Origin of the sequence: Flavobacterium phragmitis (assembly GCF_900112575.1) — a bacterium.
Taxonomy (GTDB): Bacteria; Bacteroidota; Bacteroidia; order Flavobacteriales; family Flavobacteriaceae; genus Flavobacterium; species Flavobacterium phragmitis.
Map to the genome: position 1 here is coordinate 131758 of NZ_FOMH01000002.1, position 18426 is coordinate 150183.

18 protein-coding genes are annotated in these 18426 nt (G+C 35.3%); 9 read left to right on the top strand and 9 right to left on the bottom strand.

Going from position 1 to position 18426, the window contains the following annotated elements:
- The first annotated feature begins 2 nt into the window (after nucleotides 1–2).
- Complete coding sequence (locus BM289_RS03490; protein ID WP_091490889.1) at nucleotides 3–596, top strand: NAD(P)-binding domain-containing protein; 594 nt, start codon at nucleotides 3–5, stop codon at nucleotides 594–596.
- Nucleotides 597–806: 210 nt separating this feature from the next.
- Here the strand turns inward: BM289_RS03490 and BM289_RS03495 are convergent, their stop codons facing one another.
- The 4 genes from BM289_RS03495 to BM289_RS03510 all read right to left on the bottom strand — a co-directional run bounded on the left by BM289_RS03495 (nucleotide 807) and on the right by BM289_RS03510 (nucleotide 2876).
- Nucleotides 807–1061 (bottom strand): hypothetical protein, encoded by a 255-nt coding sequence (locus BM289_RS03495; RefSeq protein WP_091490891.1) that lies wholly within the window; start codon nucleotides 1059–1061, stop codon nucleotides 807–809.
- Between the two features lie 220 nt (nucleotides 1062–1281).
- Entirely contained in the window at nucleotides 1282–1488 is a 207-nt protein-coding gene (locus tag BM289_RS03500; protein WP_244165317.1) for an ATP-binding protein, read from the bottom strand.
- Between the two features lie 333 nt (nucleotides 1489–1821).
- Complete coding sequence (locus tag BM289_RS03505; protein WP_091490895.1) at nucleotides 1822–2247, bottom strand: response regulator; 426 nt, start codon at nucleotides 2245–2247, stop codon at nucleotides 1822–1824.
- Between the two features lie 266 nt (nucleotides 2248–2513).
- Nucleotides 2514–2876 carry a helix-turn-helix transcriptional regulator gene (locus tag BM289_RS03510; protein ID WP_091490896.1) on the bottom strand — a complete coding sequence of 121 codons (363 nt, stop codon included), beginning with the start codon at nucleotides 2874–2876 and terminating at the stop codon, nucleotides 2514–2516.
- Between the two features lie 732 nt (nucleotides 2877–3608).
- On the opposite strand from BM289_RS03510, the gene BM289_RS03515 reads away from it, so the two are divergent.
- Together BM289_RS03515 and BM289_RS03520 are read left to right on the top strand one after the other, a co-directional pair.
- Nucleotides 3609–3911, top strand: a complete 303-nt coding sequence (locus BM289_RS03515) for a hypothetical protein (RefSeq protein ID WP_091490898.1) — start codon at nucleotides 3609–3611, stop codon at nucleotides 3909–3911.
- Nucleotides 3912–4140: 229 nt separating this feature from the next.
- Nucleotides 4141–4332 (top strand): cold-shock protein, encoded by a 192-nt coding sequence (locus BM289_RS03520; protein WP_091490900.1) that lies wholly within the window; start codon nucleotides 4141–4143, stop codon nucleotides 4330–4332.
- Nucleotides 4333–4660: 328 nt separating this feature from the next.
- Here BM289_RS03520 and BM289_RS03525 read toward each other — a convergent pair whose 3' ends face one another.
- Together BM289_RS03525 and BM289_RS03530 are read right to left on the bottom strand one after the other, a co-directional pair.
- Nucleotides 4661–4909, bottom strand: a complete 249-nt coding sequence (locus BM289_RS03525; RefSeq protein WP_091490902.1) for a helix-turn-helix domain-containing protein — start codon at nucleotides 4907–4909, stop codon at nucleotides 4661–4663.
- 34 nt (nucleotides 4910–4943) lie between these two features.
- On the bottom strand, nucleotides 4944–5282 hold the full coding sequence (locus tag BM289_RS03530; RefSeq protein WP_091490904.1) for a zinc-binding dehydrogenase: 339 nt from the start codon (nucleotides 5280–5282) through the stop codon (nucleotides 4944–4946).
- Nucleotides 5283–5764: 482 nt separating this feature from the next.
- Between BM289_RS03530 and BM289_RS03535 the strand changes: the two genes are divergently transcribed.
- Nucleotides 5765–7273: a PAS domain-containing sensor histidine kinase gene (locus BM289_RS03535; protein WP_091490906.1), complete on the top strand. Its 1509-nt coding sequence runs from the start codon at nucleotides 5765–5767 to the stop codon at nucleotides 7271–7273.
- A 36-nt stretch (nucleotides 7274–7309) separates the two neighbouring features.
- Complete coding sequence (locus BM289_RS25730; protein WP_262489163.1) at nucleotides 7310–7441, top strand: hypothetical protein; 132 nt, start codon at nucleotides 7310–7312, stop codon at nucleotides 7439–7441.
- A gap of 266 nt (nucleotides 7442–7707) precedes the next feature.
- On the opposite strand, the gene BM289_RS03540 is transcribed toward BM289_RS25730, so the two are convergent.
- Nucleotides 7708–8961: a S41 family peptidase gene (locus BM289_RS03540; RefSeq protein WP_091490907.1), complete on the bottom strand. Its 1254-nt coding sequence runs from the start codon at nucleotides 8959–8961 to the stop codon at nucleotides 7708–7710.
- A 216-nt stretch (nucleotides 8962–9177) separates the two neighbouring features.
- On the opposite strand from BM289_RS03540, the gene BM289_RS03545 reads away from it, so the two are divergent.
- On the top strand, nucleotides 9178–10296 hold the full coding sequence (locus BM289_RS03545; protein WP_091490909.1) for a sensor histidine kinase: 1119 nt from the start codon (nucleotides 9178–9180) through the stop codon (nucleotides 10294–10296).
- The gene (locus tag BM289_RS03550) at nucleotides 10293–10997 is read left to right on the top strand and encodes a LytR/AlgR family response regulator transcription factor (protein ID WP_091490911.1); all 705 of its coding nucleotides are present in this window, start codon (nucleotides 10293–10295) and stop codon (nucleotides 10995–10997) included. The genes BM289_RS03545 and BM289_RS03550 overlap by 4 nt, the downstream gene beginning before the upstream one ends.
- On the opposite strand, the gene BM289_RS03555 is transcribed toward BM289_RS03550, so the two are convergent.
- Both BM289_RS03555 and BM289_RS03560 read right to left on the bottom strand, forming a co-directional pair.
- On the bottom strand, nucleotides 10992–11696 hold the full coding sequence (locus tag BM289_RS03555; RefSeq protein ID WP_091490913.1) for a LytR/AlgR family response regulator transcription factor: 705 nt from the start codon (nucleotides 11694–11696) through the stop codon (nucleotides 10992–10994). The genes BM289_RS03550 and BM289_RS03555 overlap by 6 nt on opposite strands.
- A complete protein-coding gene (locus BM289_RS03560; RefSeq protein ID WP_091490914.1) occupies nucleotides 11696–12526 on the bottom strand; it encodes a sensor histidine kinase in 831 nt (276 codons plus the stop codon). The genes BM289_RS03555 and BM289_RS03560 overlap by 1 nt, the downstream gene beginning before the upstream one ends.
- 204 nt (nucleotides 12527–12730) lie before the next feature.
- Between BM289_RS03560 and BM289_RS03565 the strand changes: the two genes are divergently transcribed.
- Both BM289_RS03565 and BM289_RS03570 read left to right on the top strand, forming a co-directional pair.
- The gene (locus BM289_RS03565; protein ID WP_091490916.1) at nucleotides 12731–13618 is read left to right on the top strand and encodes an ABC transporter ATP-binding protein; all 888 of its coding nucleotides are present in this window, start codon (nucleotides 12731–12733) and stop codon (nucleotides 13616–13618) included.
- Nucleotides 13619–13681: 63 nt separating this feature from the next.
- Nucleotides 13682–16972: an ABC transporter permease/M1 family aminopeptidase gene (locus BM289_RS03570; protein ID WP_091490917.1), complete on the top strand. Its 3291-nt coding sequence runs from the start codon at nucleotides 13682–13684 to the stop codon at nucleotides 16970–16972.
- Nucleotides 16973–18426: the final 1454 nt, after the last annotated feature.

The window sequence follows — 18426 nt, forward strand, 5'->3', positions numbered from 1 at the left end:
TTATGAGAATTGGAATCATAGGAATCGGCAGCCTTACCCTTGAACTGGCCATAAGGTCTGCCAGGGCAGGATATAAAATTACCCTGCACAATCCCAGGGGCAACAGCCTTGTAAGGGAAGTTACTGCAAAAATGGGATCCAATGCCGCCCTTGGCTCCCTTGAGAAGGCAGCGGCAGCAGATATCATACTTTTATTCCTTGCAAAGGATGATCTGGAGTGTATCTTGAAGAAGCTGCCGGAGATGTCAGGAAAAATAATCCTGCATACCAGCAGCCTGATTTTTGATCCCCACTCGCTTTTATCGGGCATAACCCATGCAATGACCTACAAAATTACGGCATCGCTGCTCCCCGAGGCCCATATTGTAAAGCTCTTCAATCCGATAGATTTAAAAGCTGACAGCAAATGCACGGCCCATACAAATAGGGAAGAAATATTTTTTATTGCCGATCACAAGGCTTCTGGAAACTCCACCCGGAATTTTCTTAAAACACTGAATTTTACACCCATTGATCTTACCGGCAGGCTGCATCTGCAAAATACAGCAATGAAATTAAAACCAGTAATGCCTCCCCGCAGAGGGCCGTTTTCATAATAAACCGAATTAAAAAGACAGCTTCCTGCATCGGACCGCAATGAAAACCAAAGCTCACTTGTTAGGGTATAAAAAAAGCTGCCCCGGCGTATGGGATGCTCCGGCCTTCTGATGTGAAGAAAACGGTTTTTCGGATCTTTGATACCAAAAACAAAAAAGCCCGCCTGGGTACAGCAGACGGGCCTGGGTAAAAATCCTGAGTTAATTGAGTTAAGCTGGGTAATCTATTGATATGGTCTGCGAGAGGTTCTGCTCACTTATAAAGGCCTCAATATACTGCTGCACTTCATTTCTTTTATCGGCCTGGGTCTCAAAAGTATTGATATGATACTGCTCGTCCTGGTCCATGATATGGATAATCTCGGTATAGCCTTTTGAAATAAGGCTTCCTTTTAATTTAATTACCCTGAGCTGCTGCTGAGGCTCCAGATCCTTTCTCACCCTGAATTGTACTTGTCTGTGCATTGTAAAAAAAACTTACGGTGATAAACCGCTGTGATTATAAATCAAATATAATTATTAAAAAGCTAACCCAGGCATGCCTGAATGTTAAAAAATAACCTGTACGGCCTAAAATGTGCTGCTCCGCTGCTTTAAGAGCAGCAGCAACGTAAAGACCGAGCCCTGGTCCTTTGGCTTTTGTGGTGCCGCCATGCTGCTCAGTAATTTTCCTGCAGAGCGAAAGCTACACACCGCTGCCTTCATAATGGTCTTTGGAATGATGACAGTCAAAGGACGTGAAGATCCGCTCACTGTTAGCATCATCAAGCCCGATGCCATTATCCTCAATACTGATCTGCATCCAATCCCCCTGCTCGTCTTCTATGATACTGCAGGCGATAGCCACACGGGGCGGTACCTCTGCCTTGGAAAATTTCAGGGCATTGTGCACCAGACTGTAAAAAAGCTCTGTCTTTCAAATATGTCCGCAATCCATTAAAGCTCAATATCCCTTGTTTCTTTTCAGTACTTTGATATAACAGCAGACTGCGGCAATGAACGCTGAAAGAAAATTGGAGTGAATGCTGAAAGTAAAACTGATAATAATATCACTTGTGCCCTGAGATTAAAAATACCTGCAGCGGCAGATCCGGCTGCTCTGCCTTGGCACTCACTGCCTAGCCCCTCGCAAAAACTTTGACTGCGCAGAGAAATACAGCCACGGCTGCTAAGCAGCAGGCCGGCCGGGCCACTTCAAATCATCCTTTGAATAAAATAAAAAATTTCAGCTTAAAAGGAAACCATGACCCGCATGGGGATCCTTCCAGTCAATTTCCATGACTCTGCGTATAAGGAATTTTAAATCACTGTATGAGACGGGCTTGACGGCATAAAAATCCGCCCCCATACCAAAGGCACGCTCCATAGTTCGGGGATTTCCCGAGGTGGAAAAAATAATAACCCTAATGTCTTTTATATCTTCTGAGCAGCTGCGTATTTCTTTAAGACATTCAAAACCATCTTTTAAGGGCATCTGCAGATCAAGAAGGATAAGGTCTGGAAGCGGATCCGGTTTTACAGACAGGGCTTCCATAAGCGCTTTGCCGTTTTCAAAAAGCCTCAGGCCCGCCAAAGGGAACATCTCATAAAAAATCTCGGCAAAAATTTCCCTGTCATCAGGATCGTCATCGGCAAAATAGATATTTTTCATAGCTTTATGGCGTAATATTCTCTATTTTATAGTATAAGTTTAAGGAATCTTAAAATTAAAAAGCTATATCTATAATCTATATTGACTTAAAACTTTAAAATCTGATGATACAAAAGATTACTAATAATTAAATATACACAATTTTCCGGAACCTGAACAAAAACAGGAATCTTACCGTAATTAAAACTTTTTCTTAACTGATTTCAAGCCCCTGCACCACAAAGGCATTGCCGCCGCAGCCTGCTCTAAGCCAGAGGAAAACTCTCTTAAAGGCACCCGAATTTATTTTTATAAAGATTGAGTTCCCTTTCGGTTTTTTCCAGCAGTTTCTCCAGAAGGGCAATCTTGTCACTGTAGAGCCTGTTTAAAACACTGCCCTGTCCTGTGCCGGCAATGCTTTTAAAGCCGGGTTCCACATAATGACTGATGTCAAACTTTATGATGTTTCTAACATCCATTTCAAAGACTGCGGCAATTTCTTCCAGCTTTTCAAAACTCAATCGGTTTGAGCCTTTTTCAATCCTGCTGTAGCCCGCCTGTGTGATATTAAGCCTTAAGGCCATATACTCCTGGGTGTAATTTTTAAGTTCTCTGATTGTTTTTATATTTTCATTTATTCTGCTGTACATAAATCTGCATTTAATTACGTTTAAATTTGCATGCTGACGAACATGCTGAATCAGGCACTACTGCAAATAAATAAACCTGAGGTTTTCATGCAATAACAAATGTTAACTGTTTGGATGTTTTTTTTCATGGCATACTCCAGGCAGCTCAGGTACACGGTACTGATATTAAGGCATGAAGCAATATAATACTGCGGCACCCGCTGCGTAAAGCCTGCAAACTGGATATTCATGGTTTTATAGCACTCCATTGGAGAATGCATGTAAAAATCCTTTATCTTTTCGTGAAGCAAAAAAATAATCTCCCATAATAATTCTTCGCAGCTTATCTCCATATCTCTAGATTTTACATAGATTCATATACAAATTAACGCTGCAAAGACCGTAAAAATTTCCTAAAAAATATCAAAACTCTGCCTGGCCGCTATAAAATAGTACTTCCAGCCGAACTTAAAATTTTGCTTTATGCCGTCAGCCTGTTTTACATGATCGCCTGCCAGGAAAAATGGATTCAAATTCAGCAAGGATTATCTGTCATGCAGAGCACTCTTTGGCATCTTAATTACTTACTGCCTGCTTTTTTTTCCTTAAAAATTCTAAACTGATTATTTTCAGCTCACACCTTTTACAGGAGTGAGGGAGGAATGCTTTGTGATTTAAAACCTTATATAAAAAAATAGCTTCCCATTTTTTTTATTTTTGATTCAATTTTCTTATTTTTAAAAAAAATATTTTGTGGAAAAAACTTTTGTGCTTCCTGATAAAATACTTCAATTACTTGCAGCAAATATTAATTCATGCCTTACTTTTGAAGAGCTCTCAGAACTGCTTAACCCGGTTTTTAAAACCTCAGGCATGAATATTGGCGATCCGTCTCTTGAAAAGCTGAAGCATGCAGAAACAGTAGATGCCTTAATATTTTTGGAACAGCAGGGATATATCGTTTTAAATCCAGATAATGACCAGAGCACCGTAAGCCTTAAGGGGATAATTAAAATAAAAAATGACAGGGGCTTAAAAAGCAGCTTACCAAGCTAAAACAATTCACCTGCCTGATAAACTTTAAAGAAGCCGGCGATGCAAACAGATAAAATAATGCCAATATTCATAACCTTTGTTAATTATAAAAAAAGAATATAAAAAAGCATGCAGACCAGCAGTTATGCCTTTAAACTTCTTCCTAAAAGTTAATAAAAACACAATTTAATTTCTTTTTACCCTTTACCGCATTTCAATACACTACATTTGAACAAATTAAATATTTAAGATGCAGGAAGGTACAGTAAAATTCTTCAATGAAGATAAAGGTTTCGGATTTATAACGCCAAATAACGGAGGAAATGAAATTTTTGTCCATGTTTCAGGCCTATCGGAAAATATCCGTGAAAACGACTCGGTTCGATACGACATAAAAGAAGGCCAAAAAGGGCCGAACGCAGTAAATGTAGTGATAGCTTAATATACTATAACTTTGATAAAGCATCTGTCCCTGACAGGTGCTTTTTTTTTTATCATAAAACAATTCAAGAGCCTTTTGGCCTTATTAAATTAATTTTTTAAGCATTCCGCTAATATAAAACCATGAAACGGAAAACATTAAATAAATTATTTGGCATATGTGATAAGCTTCATCAATATAGATGCAAATCAAAGAATGATTTAAGGGATCTTTTCCTATTGCAGGTCCTGACCAGTTTGATTATGGATAATAAAAAAGCAAATAATTATTTTCTGTTCTGAACTAAATGATTGATAATACGCTCAAGGATTATCAGTATTGCTTAATATTAAGATATTTCTTTTAAGCTGGATCTCCTGAAATCTAAAGGTGAGATACCGGTATATTTTTTAAAATATTTTACAAAATAAGAGTCATCGTCAAAACCCAGGCAATTTCCAATTTCACTGATATTGTAACTGGTGCCAAGTAGCAATCTTTCTGCTTCTGCAATAATCCTTTCGCAGATAATCTCAGAGGGACTTTTATCTAATAATTGGCTGGTAAGACCCGATAATGTCCTGGAAGAGATCTGCATAAGTTCTGCATAATGGCAGATTTTAAGTTCTTTTTTATAATTTTCCTCTACTAGATCCTTCAGCCCTCATAAATAGGAAACTGTAGTGCACCTGCTTTTTTTTAGCCTTAGTTTTTACGCCATAACTAAGCAGAGACATAATGATTTTTAAATACCAAGGCAGTCCCATTTCTTTGGCAAATTCAGGTGTCGGCGGTCCTGAAATAGAAATTACTTTTCCATTTGGTCTTAAAACATTCAACGATTTTTCAAGTATTTTTTGATCCTGGCTGTTTACAACAACATCATAATCTTTAAGTATAGTTTCAAAATCAATTGTTTTGCAATCGATCAGTACGTCAGCTCCAAGGTTTTTAAGCAGAAAAAATGTCATTCTCCTGTAGTAATATCGTGTAATCTTCTGGCAATTCCTATTTCTCCCTTTTCAATCATTTTTGCTTTTATATCCTTATTTTATAATTACTCTAAATAAAGAAAAAGCCAGAAAAATACGTATCATAAAGAAAAATAAAATGAATTTTCAATCTATAATTAGATAACTTAACAGGATTCGAACACGAGGAATAGAGTCAGGATTAAGTTTTTATTATCCTAAATTGTATTGAATTGATTCATTGACAAATAATGATACCCATTTAGAAAATTACCTTTCATTTAATGATTACTTATATCTTCCCCTCTCAGATCCCTTTTATTAATTGTTGCTGGACTGAGTTTAGAAATTAGTTTATTTCTGCATAAAAAGCTTACACAATTTCCACATTAAACATGGGAATTATGAAACATCTTAGTAAGCCGGCATAATGCAGTCAGTGCCGCTTTAGGATAACTTTACAGCACCAAAAAACATAATCTATGCATCCAAATACGATTCTTCTGCAAGACATAGCGGACAATACCCTTCTGCCTACGGCCGTCTATACTGGTGATAATCTTATGATTGTATTTGCTAACCAAGCTATGACCGAAACCTGGGGCAGAGGAAAGCAGGTGCTGGGCAGAACATTTAGCGAAGTGCTTCCAGATTCTAAAAAAGAATATTTATCTAATCAGGCTCTTAGCGTTTTAAAAACGGGAATACCAATTCAGGCCCGGGATGAAAAAGTAGAAGTCAGCAGAAATGGTGTAATTTTATACTATTACTTTAACTATAGTTTTATTCCGCTTTACGATTCAGATAAAAATATCTACGGCGTGCTTAATACCGCTGCAGATGTAACAGAACTTCATGAATCCAGAGAGAAGACCCTTAAGGCAGATGAAAGGCTTAAAATGGCAATTGATGCTTCGGGCATCGGAACATACGAGATAAATCTAACAACCAGAGAAGTTGTTTCATGCGGAAACTTTAAGCAGATTCTAGCAGTTGATGAACTCAAAGATATTGATGTTTTAATTTCAAAAATCCACCCCGAAGATCTGGCTGTCCGGGAGAATGCACATAGAGAAGCCGAAATTACAGGGCTGATATCTTATGAAGCAAGAATAATCAGCAGCGGCCAATCTGAGAAGTGGGTAAAAATAACCGGAAAGATTATTCGTGATTTAAATGGATCGCCCCAGACCATTATAGGAACTATTCTGGATATTAATGAGCAGAAGAAGTTTCAGGAAGAATTAAAAAAACAGGTTGCACAAAACACAGAAGAGCTTCGCCGCTCCAATGATGATCTTCTGCATTTTGCACATATTGTCAGCCATGATCTTAAAGAGCCTGTAAGGAAAATTAAGTTTTTCAATAATCTCTTAAAAAATGAGGCGCAGGATTTTATAAAAGAAAAATCTAAAAAATATTTTGACAAACTGGATCAGAGTGCACAGAGAATGCAGAATATTATTGAAGGGATTTTAGCCTACTCCACTATTAACAAATCCATACAGACTGTTGAAAAAATAAATCTCAATGAGATTTTTGAAAATATTAAGACCGATCTCGAGCTTATCATAAAAGAAAAAGGAGCCATACTAATTACCCGAGAACTTCCTGATATCCAAGAGGCACCAATTCTAATACACCAGCTCTTTTACAACCTTATTCAAAATGCCCTAAAGTTTTCAAAACCGGATCAGCCCCCGCGTGTTACCATAAAATCGTCGATTATAAAGGATAATGGTTCGGACTTTTTAAGGATCATCATTAAGGATAATGGAATCGGACTGGACCCAGTCTACGCTGAAAGGATTTTTAATGACTTTGAAAGGCTGCATTCCAAAGATGAGTATGAAGGAAACGGCCTGGGTCTCTCGCTCTGCAGAAAAATAGCAAAAAGGCATAATGGAACAATCACCGCTTCCGGAAAAAAAGATAAAGGTGCAGAATTTAGAGTTTCTCTTCCATTAAGACAGAGCAGATCTGCAATTTAATTATATCGATTCAGTTGGTCAAATGGCTGTACAATATTGGAATTACCTTCAATTTTACCGCAAAAAGCTCAGGCGGTTTATAAAGATATTTCACAAGGCAAAGTTTTGCTGCAAAACCGTGGCAAATCGACTATTGGAGCTTCCTGCAAAAGTGCCGCACAAAGCTAAGGCGGATTCTATTTAAGCTGTCTTAAAAAATCAAATAGATTTTTATACCAATCCCCAACAGGATATCAAAACCAAATTCATAAAGCAAGGAAAGACAGACACTATATATGGTAAGTCAATTTCTTGAAATCTTCCATAAAATTTATAGAAATTTGTCCGTTCCTGCCACCACAGCCAAATGGCGCCGATTGAAGACAATTGGCGCCATTTTTTATATATTTTTTTGGATTAATACATTCATCTTACTTTTGTTTATAGATATCTTGTCAATTCATACTTTCCAATTTCTGAATCATTGCTTTTGCAGATTCTGAACCTGAGTCTAATTCGAAAGACTTTTTATATGATTTCAAGGCATTCTCTTTATCCTCATTCAAAAAATACGCTTCACCTAAACTATCCCAGGAATTGGAATCATTTGGAAATAATTTTACATTCTCCCGAAATACAATCAGTGCGTTATCCATTTGTTTGTCCTGCATAAATGCATAGCCAATTTTGTTCAATACATTACTCGTATTTTTTTTCATTGTTTTTTTTACAGCATCTATATACGCATATACAAATGCATCTTTTTCACTCGTTTCTATGTTGGGCTGAACCCCTTTTGCTTCCCAGTTGGTTTTTGTCACCGGATTGATCGGCTGCAGGTAAGGCACTGATATTGTGAATCCGTTATCTATATTAATTCGTTTTGTTCTATTAGCACCGCCTTTTGTGGTTTCTCCTACTACTGTTGCCCTGTCCAAATGTTTTAATGTGTAAGTAAATGCTTCTGACGCTGAAAAAGTGCGTTTACTGGTTAAAATATAAAGAGGTTTGTCTGCACTTCGTTTTCCATTTACATTTTCAAACGAATATAGCTGTGTTTTTTCATTGGTTTCCCGTTCATAAAAATCACTTAATAAAACAGGTTTTTCATCAAAGAAGTAACTCGATAATAACTGCATCATACTTGGAACGCCACCGCCATTTGCGCGCAGGTCGATAATAATTGCACTGGTATTGCTTAAGAAATTCATTGCAGCTGCAACAGTTTCTTCTGCATATTTTATATCGGCAAACTGGTTTAGGCTTAAATAGCCTATATTTCCGTCCAATATTTTCACCTCTTTAAATCCGTAATTAATTTCCGCCATCTGCAAAGCCATTCTTTTCTCCATTTCTAATTGCGCTTGCTGAGAAATAACATTCTTCTCCCTGGCAATATGCTCGGGTTCAAATCGAATTTTTAGATGCAGATCTTTGCTAATACTTTGTAAATCTTCGGTTACTATTTCAGAGAATTCAATAGGACTTGTAATTTTCTGATACTTATTAGATTTTAAATTTTTATCCAGTTCAATTATCATTCTTTTTGACAAATCTAAATTGATATAAGATTTTTCAATATGAGCTTTCACTGCCGATACAATGGCCTTTCTGTCTTTTGTATCCAAAAGCCGTTTACTGTCTTGCGCCATTGTGTTTTGTACAATTAAAAGCAGCATTAGCAGCATCATTTTAAAATAGTTTTTCATAATGTTTTATTTTTAAATATTTATAATTTACAGCAAACCTATCTGCAGACTAAAATGGTTTAAAACTTTTTTCATGAACCTTTAAATAGTTAGCACATACAATTAATTTGCATAATCAAATCTAGTTGAAGTCGAAAATATTAGTGTTTATGTCTCATTTAAGCGAATTGATGCACATTGTAGAGAAAAAAAGTCAATTTTTGTTAATTTTGACTCATGGCTGAATTTCTTAAAAAGTACAAAGCTTTTATATATGGATTGGTGATCCAAAGGATAATAGTGGTTGTTTTGTTATATTTTCATTTTATTTATATTGATAATACCGCCCTATTGTCCAACACACTGAGTTTCATTTTTAGCTGGCTGATAATCTCACTGCCTATTCATTATTATTCATTTTTAAAACAGCATAAAGCCACTAGTTTAAAGCTGCTTATCTTGATTGTCTTTTTTTTGGCAATCATTATAAACGACATGAATTCCAAAATAATTGATAATCCAGTAACATTTGTAGGATTAGCTGGTGTTGGATTATCTTTTTTTTCCATTATAGCGCCTTCCTATTTTAAGAAGCATGCATTGATTGTACTCGGTTTTTATGTTCTGGCTCTAGGCTACTTCTACTATATAAGGGTTCATACTAATGTTAATAATTATTTTCAGCAGGAAAAAGAGATTAAAATTATCCTGACTGCTCCCTTTTTCGTGTTACTTTTAATTTGGTACTATCAGCAATGGAAATGGCTCAAAACAACTGAGTCAAAAAAAGCCAAAGCAGAGTTATCGTTACTCAAAAGCCAAATCAATCCGCACTTTTTTTTCAATACTTTAAATAATTTATATGGTTTAATAATAGAGAAATCCGAGGATGCTCCAAATGTTGTTTTAAAATTATCTGAAATAATGCGCTATACCATTTATATGGGAAAAGAAGATATCATACCATTAAAGGATGAAATAGAATATTTAAAGAATTACATTGATTTACATAAAATACGATATCAAAAAAGGGTCGATATTTCTTTTAATCATGAGGGGCAAGCTGAATATAAAATTGCGCCATTACTATTTATTATTCCCTTAGAAAATGCTTTTAAGCATGGAGTAGAGCGTTTAACGGAAGATGCTTATATTCACATTAATATAAAAACTGATAATAATCTAATCTGTTTTGACATTGAGAATAACTTTGAAGCGCGGGAATCTCAAACTCCCGGTATTGGATTAAACAATTTAAAACAGCGTTTGAAACTATTATATCCTAATAAACACCAAATGAAAATTGACATTACAGATTCTATTTATAAATTACAGCTAAAAATAGAAATGACATGATATACTTTTTAATTATAGATGATGAACCTATTGCGCATCGTATTATTGAAAACTATTGTGAAAACTTGCACCATTTACAAAAGAAAGGAAATTGCTATAATGCCTTTGAAGCTATAGAATTCTTAAATAAAAATGCAGTAGACTTTCTGTTTTTAGATATCAATATGCCCAAATTAAAGGGATTTGATTTTTTAAAAACATTACCCAATCCACCTAAAATAATAGTGACCACAGCCTATAAAGAATTTGCTTTAGAGGGTTATGAACTTAATGTTTCTGATTATTTACTAAAGCCCTTTAGCTTTGACCGATTTCTAAAAGCCATTAACAAGACATTTGATAGTGCTCAAAATAAAAAAAGTAGTGCTGCATTGCCTCCAAACGAAGCAGAACCAAATATAAATAGCTTTTTTTTAAAAGGTGATAAAAAGCACCATCAAATTCATTTTCAAGATTTATTGTTTATAGAAGCTTATGGGCATTATACTAAAGTATATTTAAAGAATGAGATGATTGTCAGTCCTCAAAAAATTTCTGCCTTGGAACAGCTGCTTCCGAAACCTTATTTTATAAGAACCCATAAATCTTTTATTATTGCTAAAAATAAAATCAAACAGATAGAAGGCAACAGGATATTAATTGATAAATATAAAGTACCTATTGGACAAACTTATAAAGAAAACATTATAATGCTTTTATAATTTTGAATTTAATAATCCATTTACATTCATTTTATATAATTTACCAATAGGAATTGTAAAATCGCTCATTATAATTCTATTTCCTTCCACACTTTTAATGTGCTTAATGGCAACAGCAAAGGATTTATGTACCTGCATAAAATCATTCTTAGGCAGCAGTTCCATTAAATCAGAGAATTTTTCTCTAACAAGTATTGCATTATCATTTTTGGTAATGACTCTAACGTAGTTTCCTGATGCTTCAACAAATAAGATCATACCGATAAAAATCTGTATGTATTTTTTATCTGCACGTAAAAAAATGCTTCTTGAATATTCATCCTGCCCAGGATTGATACTTACTTTAGAAGTCAAACTGGAAATTTTGTTTATCGCTTTTAAAAAACGTTCAAAACCAAATGGTTTTAAGAGGTAGTCAATAATATTTAGTTCATAACCTTCAATTGCGTACTCCTGGTAAGCCGTCGTAACAATAATTTTGGGTGCAGATGCCAGTGTTTTTAAAAAATCAAATCCCTTTAATTTGGGCATATTTAGATCTAAGAAAATTAAATCTACAGTATGATTTCTTAAATAATCAAGGGCCTCTAAGGCATCATAACAATTCTTTTTTAACTGCATATTGGGAAGCATGCTGCAGTACTCCTCAATAATAGCATGGGCTATATGTTCATCATCTATAATTAAATACCTGATCATTATAATTTTAAGATTAAATGTGCTTTGTATGTGGTATCATTTTTTGAAACCCAGAACTCATGCTTTTTTGGATAAGCCAATTCTAATCTTCTTTTCAAATTCTTAATACCGATACCAGATGACTGATCTGCTAAATCTGCATCATAGTTATTTTCCACTTCAAAAGATATAATATTATTATTTGAGCTAAGTTTAATATTGACAAATGCATTTTTTCTTAAATTTTCTACGCCATGTTTAAACGCATTTTCTAAAAGCATTATATAAAGTAAAGGGATTATTTTAAGCTTATCATCCTCCAGGGTAGTTTCAAAACTTACGTTTATCTTTTTGTGATAACGCATTGTGTGCAGGTCGATGTAGTTTTGCAAATAGGCCGCTTCCTCTGCTATGGTAACAAAATCCTTCCGGCCTTCATAAATGCTGTAACGCATCATATCGGAAAGTTTCAAAATTAATTCCTGAGCTCTTTTTTGATCTTTTGCCACCAATCCGTACAAATTATTGAGCATATTAAAAAAGAAATGGGGATTTACCTGATTCTGCAGTTGCAGCAGTTCCATTTTCCCGTTTTCGCTCTTTAATCTAATAATAAACAGAACTTGTTTTACCAGCCAATAAATGCCAAAGCAAAATAATGCCAGATAGAGCAGGAAATAAAAACTGATGATCGTAATGCTGACTTTTGGACTATAGTTTTCAAAAAGCACTACAGAATCCTTATTTGAGGTAATTACGATAAAAAATATTGCCGCTATTGGGACTGCCGCCAAAATTAAAGCAATTGCCCCGATGATATTCCTCCTGTTGCTGTTTACTGTTAAAATCATAATCACAAATGTAAATTAATAAAAATTATTGGTAAAATAAGTTGTCAAACAATGCGCACAGCGCTTCCAACTGCCATAAATAAGTGATGAAAACACTTTATGGGCACCGGACGTCTTCGTGTCACAAAACAGACCGGTTCATCACATTTATTTTATTGGGATCAGCTAAGGCCATAGGTTTGCTTAAAATTTAAATTCAATCAAATGAACAGTCTTAACATTTCCAATCTCTCTAAAACTTATTCTAACGGTGTAAAAGCACTGCAAAACATAACGCTGGATATTCCGGTAGGCATGTTTGGTCTTTTAGGCCCCAATGGCGCGGGAAAATCAACTTTAATGAGAACAATCGCCACATTACAAGAGGCAGACTCCGGATGTGTGAAACTCGGAGATATAGATGCCTTAAAGCAGAAACATGAACTAAGAAAAGTATTGGGATACCTGCCCCAGCAATTTGGTTTGTACCCAAAAATTTCTGCTCAAGTCCTCCTGCATCATTTAGCTGTCTTAAAAGGAATCACTAAGCAGAAAGAACGCCGCGAAATAGTGGATGCACTCTTGCATAAGACTAATCTATATGAGGTAAAAAACCAAAACCTCAGCGGATTTTCCGGAGGAATGAAACAGCGTTTTGGCATCGCGCAGGCATTACTCAATAACCCAAAACTGCTTATTGTTGATGAGCCTACTGCCGGACTCGATCCTGTTGAGAGAAACCGGTTTTATAACATCTTGAGCGAACTTAGTGAAAAGACAGTGGTAATATTATCCACACATATCGTGGATGATGTTAAGGAATTGTGCACCAATATGGCCATCATCAATAAGGGAGAAGTGCTTCTTAAAGGAAATCCTCTGGAATTAATAAACCAGACAGAAGGCAAAATATATCAAAAAACAATTCATAAAAATGAATTGCAAGAGTACAAGAAAGAATATAAAGTAATTGCGGAAAAATTATTTCTTGGAAAACCTATAATTCATGTCATAAGCGAAAACAATCCCGAAAATGGTTTTATTTCAGTAAATGCCGGTTTAGAAGATGTGTACTTTTCCCAGATTCTTTCCAGTTCTAAAAAGCACCTTTAATTCTCCTGAATACTTAATCAATTAAAAATTTCTATTCTAATCTATCAAAATTAACGATTAACCATGTGGTACGACATATTTAAATTCGAAATCCAATACAGGATAAAACGCCCTGAGACCTATATCTTCTTTATTTTTATATTCTTCTTTTCCCTTGCCGGTGTGGACTTTGTCTTTCAAGGGATCGATATGGGTTCCGTAAAAACAAATGCGCCTATAGTTATAGCAAAAGCAATGGCTGCTGTTACCGCAATTTTAATGATGGTGACTTCTTTGATTATGGGTGTTTCAGTATTGCGGGACTATCAATACAATGTAGAATCCCTATTATTTGTTAATCCAATCCAAAAGCGGGATTATTTAGCAGGCCGGTTTCTGGGCTCTTTTGCAGTGTTACTGTTTGTCTTTACAGGGCTTTTATTAGGATTTGCTTTAGGAGAATTTATGCCTTGGCGTTATCCCGAAAATTTAATGCCTTTTAACTTTTCAGCTTACCTTCAGCCCTTTATAACTGTAGTGCTGCCCATGCTGTTTTTTGGATCGGCATTGTTTTTTGTAAGCGGCGCTTTAAGCAGAAACCTAATGGTGGTCTATACACAGGGAGTACTTCTTTTTGTTCCCTTTCTATTGACAAAATCTATAAAAAACGATTTCCTGCAGGCCCTTTTAGACCCTTTTTCCCTGACAACGCTCACTGATATGAATGCCTTGTTTACAGCGACAGAACGCAATTCAATGCTCGTTCCATTTAGCGGCGTGCTTCTATACAATAAATTATTCTGGAGTTTTCTGGGACTGCTTATTTTAATAATAGGATACTTCAAGTTTGATTTTAGTGCAGCAAAAAATAAAACACCTGAAAAGAAAAAGATAAATACTATCTATGACTTAAATACTGCCGCTGACGAGAATCTCAAAATATCATTTGTATTAATACAGTATAATTTTAAAACACAATTTGTTCAGCTATTACAGCTTACATGGTTTTATTTTATATCTATTTGTAAGCAGGTATCGTTCTGGGCTATTATCGTCTGTGCATTGATTATCATTTTAATAAACTCTATTAATCTGAATATTGCATATGATGTTGCCAGTTATCCTAAAACCTATCTTGTTATAAAAGAATTAAAAGAATTATCGCTTTACTTTTTTGCAATAATACTGATCTTCTATTCAGGCGAGCTCATCTGGAAAGAAAGAGAAATTAAACTGGATTTAATCTATGGCGCAGCATCCATATCAGATATTATAATCCTGCTGGGCAAATTCCTTGGCCTTTTATTGATATACATCGTATTGATACTCTCTCTGATTATATTTGGGATGGCCTTTCAAACGGCAAATGGCTGGTATCACCATGAACTGGATGTTTATTTCTATGGCTTTTTTGTTGAGTTTTTTCCTTTTCTGGTTTTGTACACCTTTATATCCTTTTTCTTTCAAGCGCTCACAAATAATAAATTCACGGGCTTTATTTTTGTAATGGTTTTTGTAATCCTAAATACTGTTTCAGAATTCTTTGGTTTCGAGCACGATCTTTACAAATTTGCCGGGAGCGGTCTGGGTTCCTATTCGGACATGAATGGTTACGGTCACTTTCTAGCATCCTATTTATGGATTAAGGCATATTGGATTGCATTAGGCATTCTCTTGCTTATCCTTGCCTCGATTCTCTCTGTCAGGGGCACTGAGACCAGCTTAAAAAAACGCATCGAGCTGGGTAGGCAGCGATTTACAAAACCCTTGCTCCAATTTGTATTGGCCTTATTACTGGTATTTACTTTGTTGGGAAGTTATATTTTCTACAATACCAATATCCTCAACCAATATCAAAACACGGCTGAAGAATTAAAATTTAAGGCAGATTATGAAAAAGAGCTCAAAAGGTTTGAATATCTGCCGCAGCCTAAAATTACCGATGTTAAGCTGCAAGTTGAGCTGTATCCAAAAACCAGAGCTTATACCGTTCAGGGTTATTACATCCTTAGCAATACCTTAAAAGAACCTATTTATAAAATCTATCTGCAAAAACCGTTGGGCCCGGAAATAAATTTAGAAGAAATAAATTTTGGACGGGAAGTTTTTTTAGATAAACACTATAACCAATACGGTTTTTACATCTACACCTTAAAGAAAGCATTACAGGGGGGTGAAGCCGTTAAAATGAAATTTAAGCAGACCTATACAACAAAAGGTTTCAAAGAAAATGATTCTAACAGCAGTGTACTTCAAAATGGCACATTCTTGACAAATAAAGCATTTCCAACTTTGGGCTACAGCAAAGAACATGAGCTTGATGATACTAGAATCAGGGCAGAATTTGAACTGCCTCCCGCAAAAGGAATGACCAAAAGAAACGATAAAACGGAATTAACTTATGCAGCCGCCGGAGGCAGCGCTGATTTAATCAATTTTGAAGTTACTATCGGGACAGAAAAAAGGCAAAAGGCAATTTCCTCAGGCATTTTACAAAAGAGATGGACATTAGGCAGTCGTTCCTATTTCCATTATAAAACAGATAAACCCATAGTAAATCAGTATGCGATAATATCGGCAGATTATGAAGTTTCCAAAAGCAGATGGTACCCTAAAAATAATAGTTCGGCAGTCCCGGTAGATTTAGAAATCTATTATCAAAAAGGACATCAATATAACGTGGAGAGAATGATACAGGCTTCCAAATTATCTTTTGATTATTTTTCTGCAAATTACGGCCCTTATAAGCACAGCAATATTCGAATCATAGAAACTCCTGCTTACACCCAGCAAGCAGAGTCGTTCTCCGGTGCAGTGACATTTTCGGAATCCAATGAGTTTATGCTCAATATTGATGACCAATCAGATGTGGATATTATTCTCTACAGAACAGCGCATGAATTAGCACACCAATGGTGGGGAATGCAGCTGCAGGCGGCAAATGTTCAAGGAAAAAATATGATTTTGGAAACCCTGGCCCAATATTCTGCCTTAATGGTCATGAAAAAGAAATATTCCAAAGAAAAAATAGAGCAGCTTCTGCAAAAAGAACAAGAAGTCTATCTGCAGGCAAAGAAAAGATACCACAAACAAGAAGTTCCTTTAGAATTAGTTGAAAAACAAGATTATATATTCAATACAAAAGGAATTTTAGTTATGTACGCTCTTCAAAATTATATTGGGGAAGAAAAGGTGAATTTTGCTTTAAAAAGTTTTATCCGGGATTGGAACAATTCTAACGGAATATTGAAATCAAAAACTTCTAATTACCCAACAACAAAAGAACTGCTGACTTATTTTATTGAAGTCACCCCCGTTTCTTTGCGTCATAAAGTGTATAGTTTGTTTGAAAAAACGAAATTCGATTATATTTAACGATAAATGAATGTAATTTATTTAATCTTTATAGTAAAAGATTAAACAAAATGGCTAAAATTTCTACTGGAATTATTTTCATTACAATACTTAACTGTACATTTTCAGGCAAGTATTGTAACAATTAAAAAACCACATTGATAAAGGGTTAAGAACATGAATAGAACATTTATAGCTCATTGCAAAAAAACTAGATATTTTTTCATCAATCCCCAACAGGACATCTAAACCAAAAAGTTGAAGCCATATAAAGACAGCTTCTACTTCCAGTATGCCAATCTCTTTAAATCCTCCATGAAATGGTTTGTAATCTGTCCTTTAGGGGGCACTACATCCAAATGGCGCCTATTGAAGACAATTGGCGCCATTTTTTTATTACGCCGTTAAATACGGTAACTTGGATCATTTTTGCTTTTATTTTTCTCTTTTAAACAAGTCTAGAACAAAGAAAAAACCACACAAAATCAAGAATTTACAATAAAAACATTATAAATTATTGATTTCTCATTTGATAACTTAGCAGGGTTCGACCACCAATCATAGAGCAGAAACTGAATCTGCAACCCCCTAATTTGTTTCAATTAGTTTTTAATGGCAAATTTTACGATTAAAAATTGTCTATTTAACTTTTTAGCCCCGATAGAAGCGGAAATCCTTCTGCGCAGGGGTTCGGCGCAAAAGATTGCAGCGCATAGCGGGAACAGCTCCAAAAAAAAATAAACTTAGAGAATAATACAAAACCTGCAGGCATGAAATTATGAAAACAGCCAGAATAACCGGCCCTGCCACCTATCACAGGTGCATAAAAGATTTAAATGAATACGGCTATATAAACTACGTCCCTAAAAAAACAGCAGCCAGAAAAGTGTTATTTATTTTCTTGTTTAAAAGGCAAGTTTTAAAATTAAACTTAAAGATCGAAATTATCTAAATAAGACAATGTAGAGGGTTAACAAAAATATCTCTATGAGCCTATCACTGCAAGCGGCCCGCATCCCAAATTAATTATTGAATCAGCAACAACCGCGAGAATATAACTTAATTAGGAGAAAAAGCACTTTCTGAAAGACCCGGCTGTACGGATGCAAAAGTAAAACCAGCACTAAAATGATTTAAAATTCCATAATATTTGAATTTCACGCTCTTATTTTTTTAACATAACTGCTGCCCGACTGAAGCAAAAAATTGGTTTATTCCACCTGGTCTTCTTGCCGCACGGCACATCCTTCTGGAAGAGGTAGTTCAACTTGGACTCTTCATACATGATCTCAAGGATGTATTTGTCCTGGTCTTCCATACTCAAGGTATCGAAAAGGTATACTTGCCGCACTTACTTGCCGATATATTTGAAAGTGAAAATTACATTATTTATTATGGAATTAAAAAATATACAACTGCTAAAGTATCAATTTTTGCTTTAGCAGAATTGAGGAAAACCGTAATGAGGAGATTAA

Coding starts and splice junctions, on each gene's coding strand:
- BM289_RS03490 (WP_091490889.1), top strand. CDS start 3: ATGAGAATTGGAATCATAGGAATCGGCAGCCTTACCCTTGAACTGGCC.
- BM289_RS03495 (WP_091490891.1), bottom strand. CDS start 1,061: ATGCACAGACAAGTACAATTCAGGGTGAGAAAGGATCTGGAGCCTCAG.
- BM289_RS03505 (WP_091490895.1), bottom strand. CDS start 2,247: ATGAAAAATATCTATTTTGCCGATGACGATCCTGATGACAGGGAAATT.
- BM289_RS03510 (WP_091490896.1), bottom strand. CDS start 2,876: ATGTACAGCAGAATAAATGAAAATATAAAAACAATCAGAGAACTTAAA.
- BM289_RS03520 (WP_091490900.1), top strand. CDS start 4,141: ATGCAGGAAGGTACAGTAAAATTCTTCAATGAAGATAAAGGTTTCGGA.
- BM289_RS03525 (WP_091490902.1), bottom strand. CDS start 4,909: ATGCAGATCTCTTCCAGGACATTATCGGGTCTTACCAGCCAATTATTA.
- BM289_RS03530 (WP_091490904.1), bottom strand. CDS start 5,282: ATGACATTTTTTCTGCTTAAAAACCTTGGAGCTGACGTACTGATCGAT.
- BM289_RS03535 (WP_091490906.1), top strand. CDS start 5,765: ATGCATCCAAATACGATTCTTCTGCAAGACATAGCGGACAATACCCTT.
- BM289_RS03540 (WP_091490907.1), bottom strand. CDS start 8,961: ATGAAAAACTATTTTAAAATGATGCTGCTAATGCTGCTTTTAATTGTA.
- BM289_RS03545 (WP_091490909.1), top strand. CDS start 9,178: ATGGCTGAATTTCTTAAAAAGTACAAAGCTTTTATATATGGATTGGTG.
- BM289_RS03550 (WP_091490911.1), top strand. CDS start 10,293: ATGATATACTTTTTAATTATAGATGATGAACCTATTGCGCATCGTATT.
- BM289_RS03555 (WP_091490913.1), bottom strand. CDS start 11,696: ATGATCAGGTATTTAATTATAGATGATGAACATATAGCCCATGCTATT.
- BM289_RS03560 (WP_091490914.1), bottom strand. CDS start 12,526: ATGATTTTAACAGTAAACAGCAACAGGAGGAATATCATCGGGGCAATT.
- BM289_RS03565 (WP_091490916.1), top strand. CDS start 12,731: ATGAACAGTCTTAACATTTCCAATCTCTCTAAAACTTATTCTAACGGT.
- BM289_RS03570 (WP_091490917.1), top strand. CDS start 13,682: ATGTGGTACGACATATTTAAATTCGAAATCCAATACAGGATAAAACGC.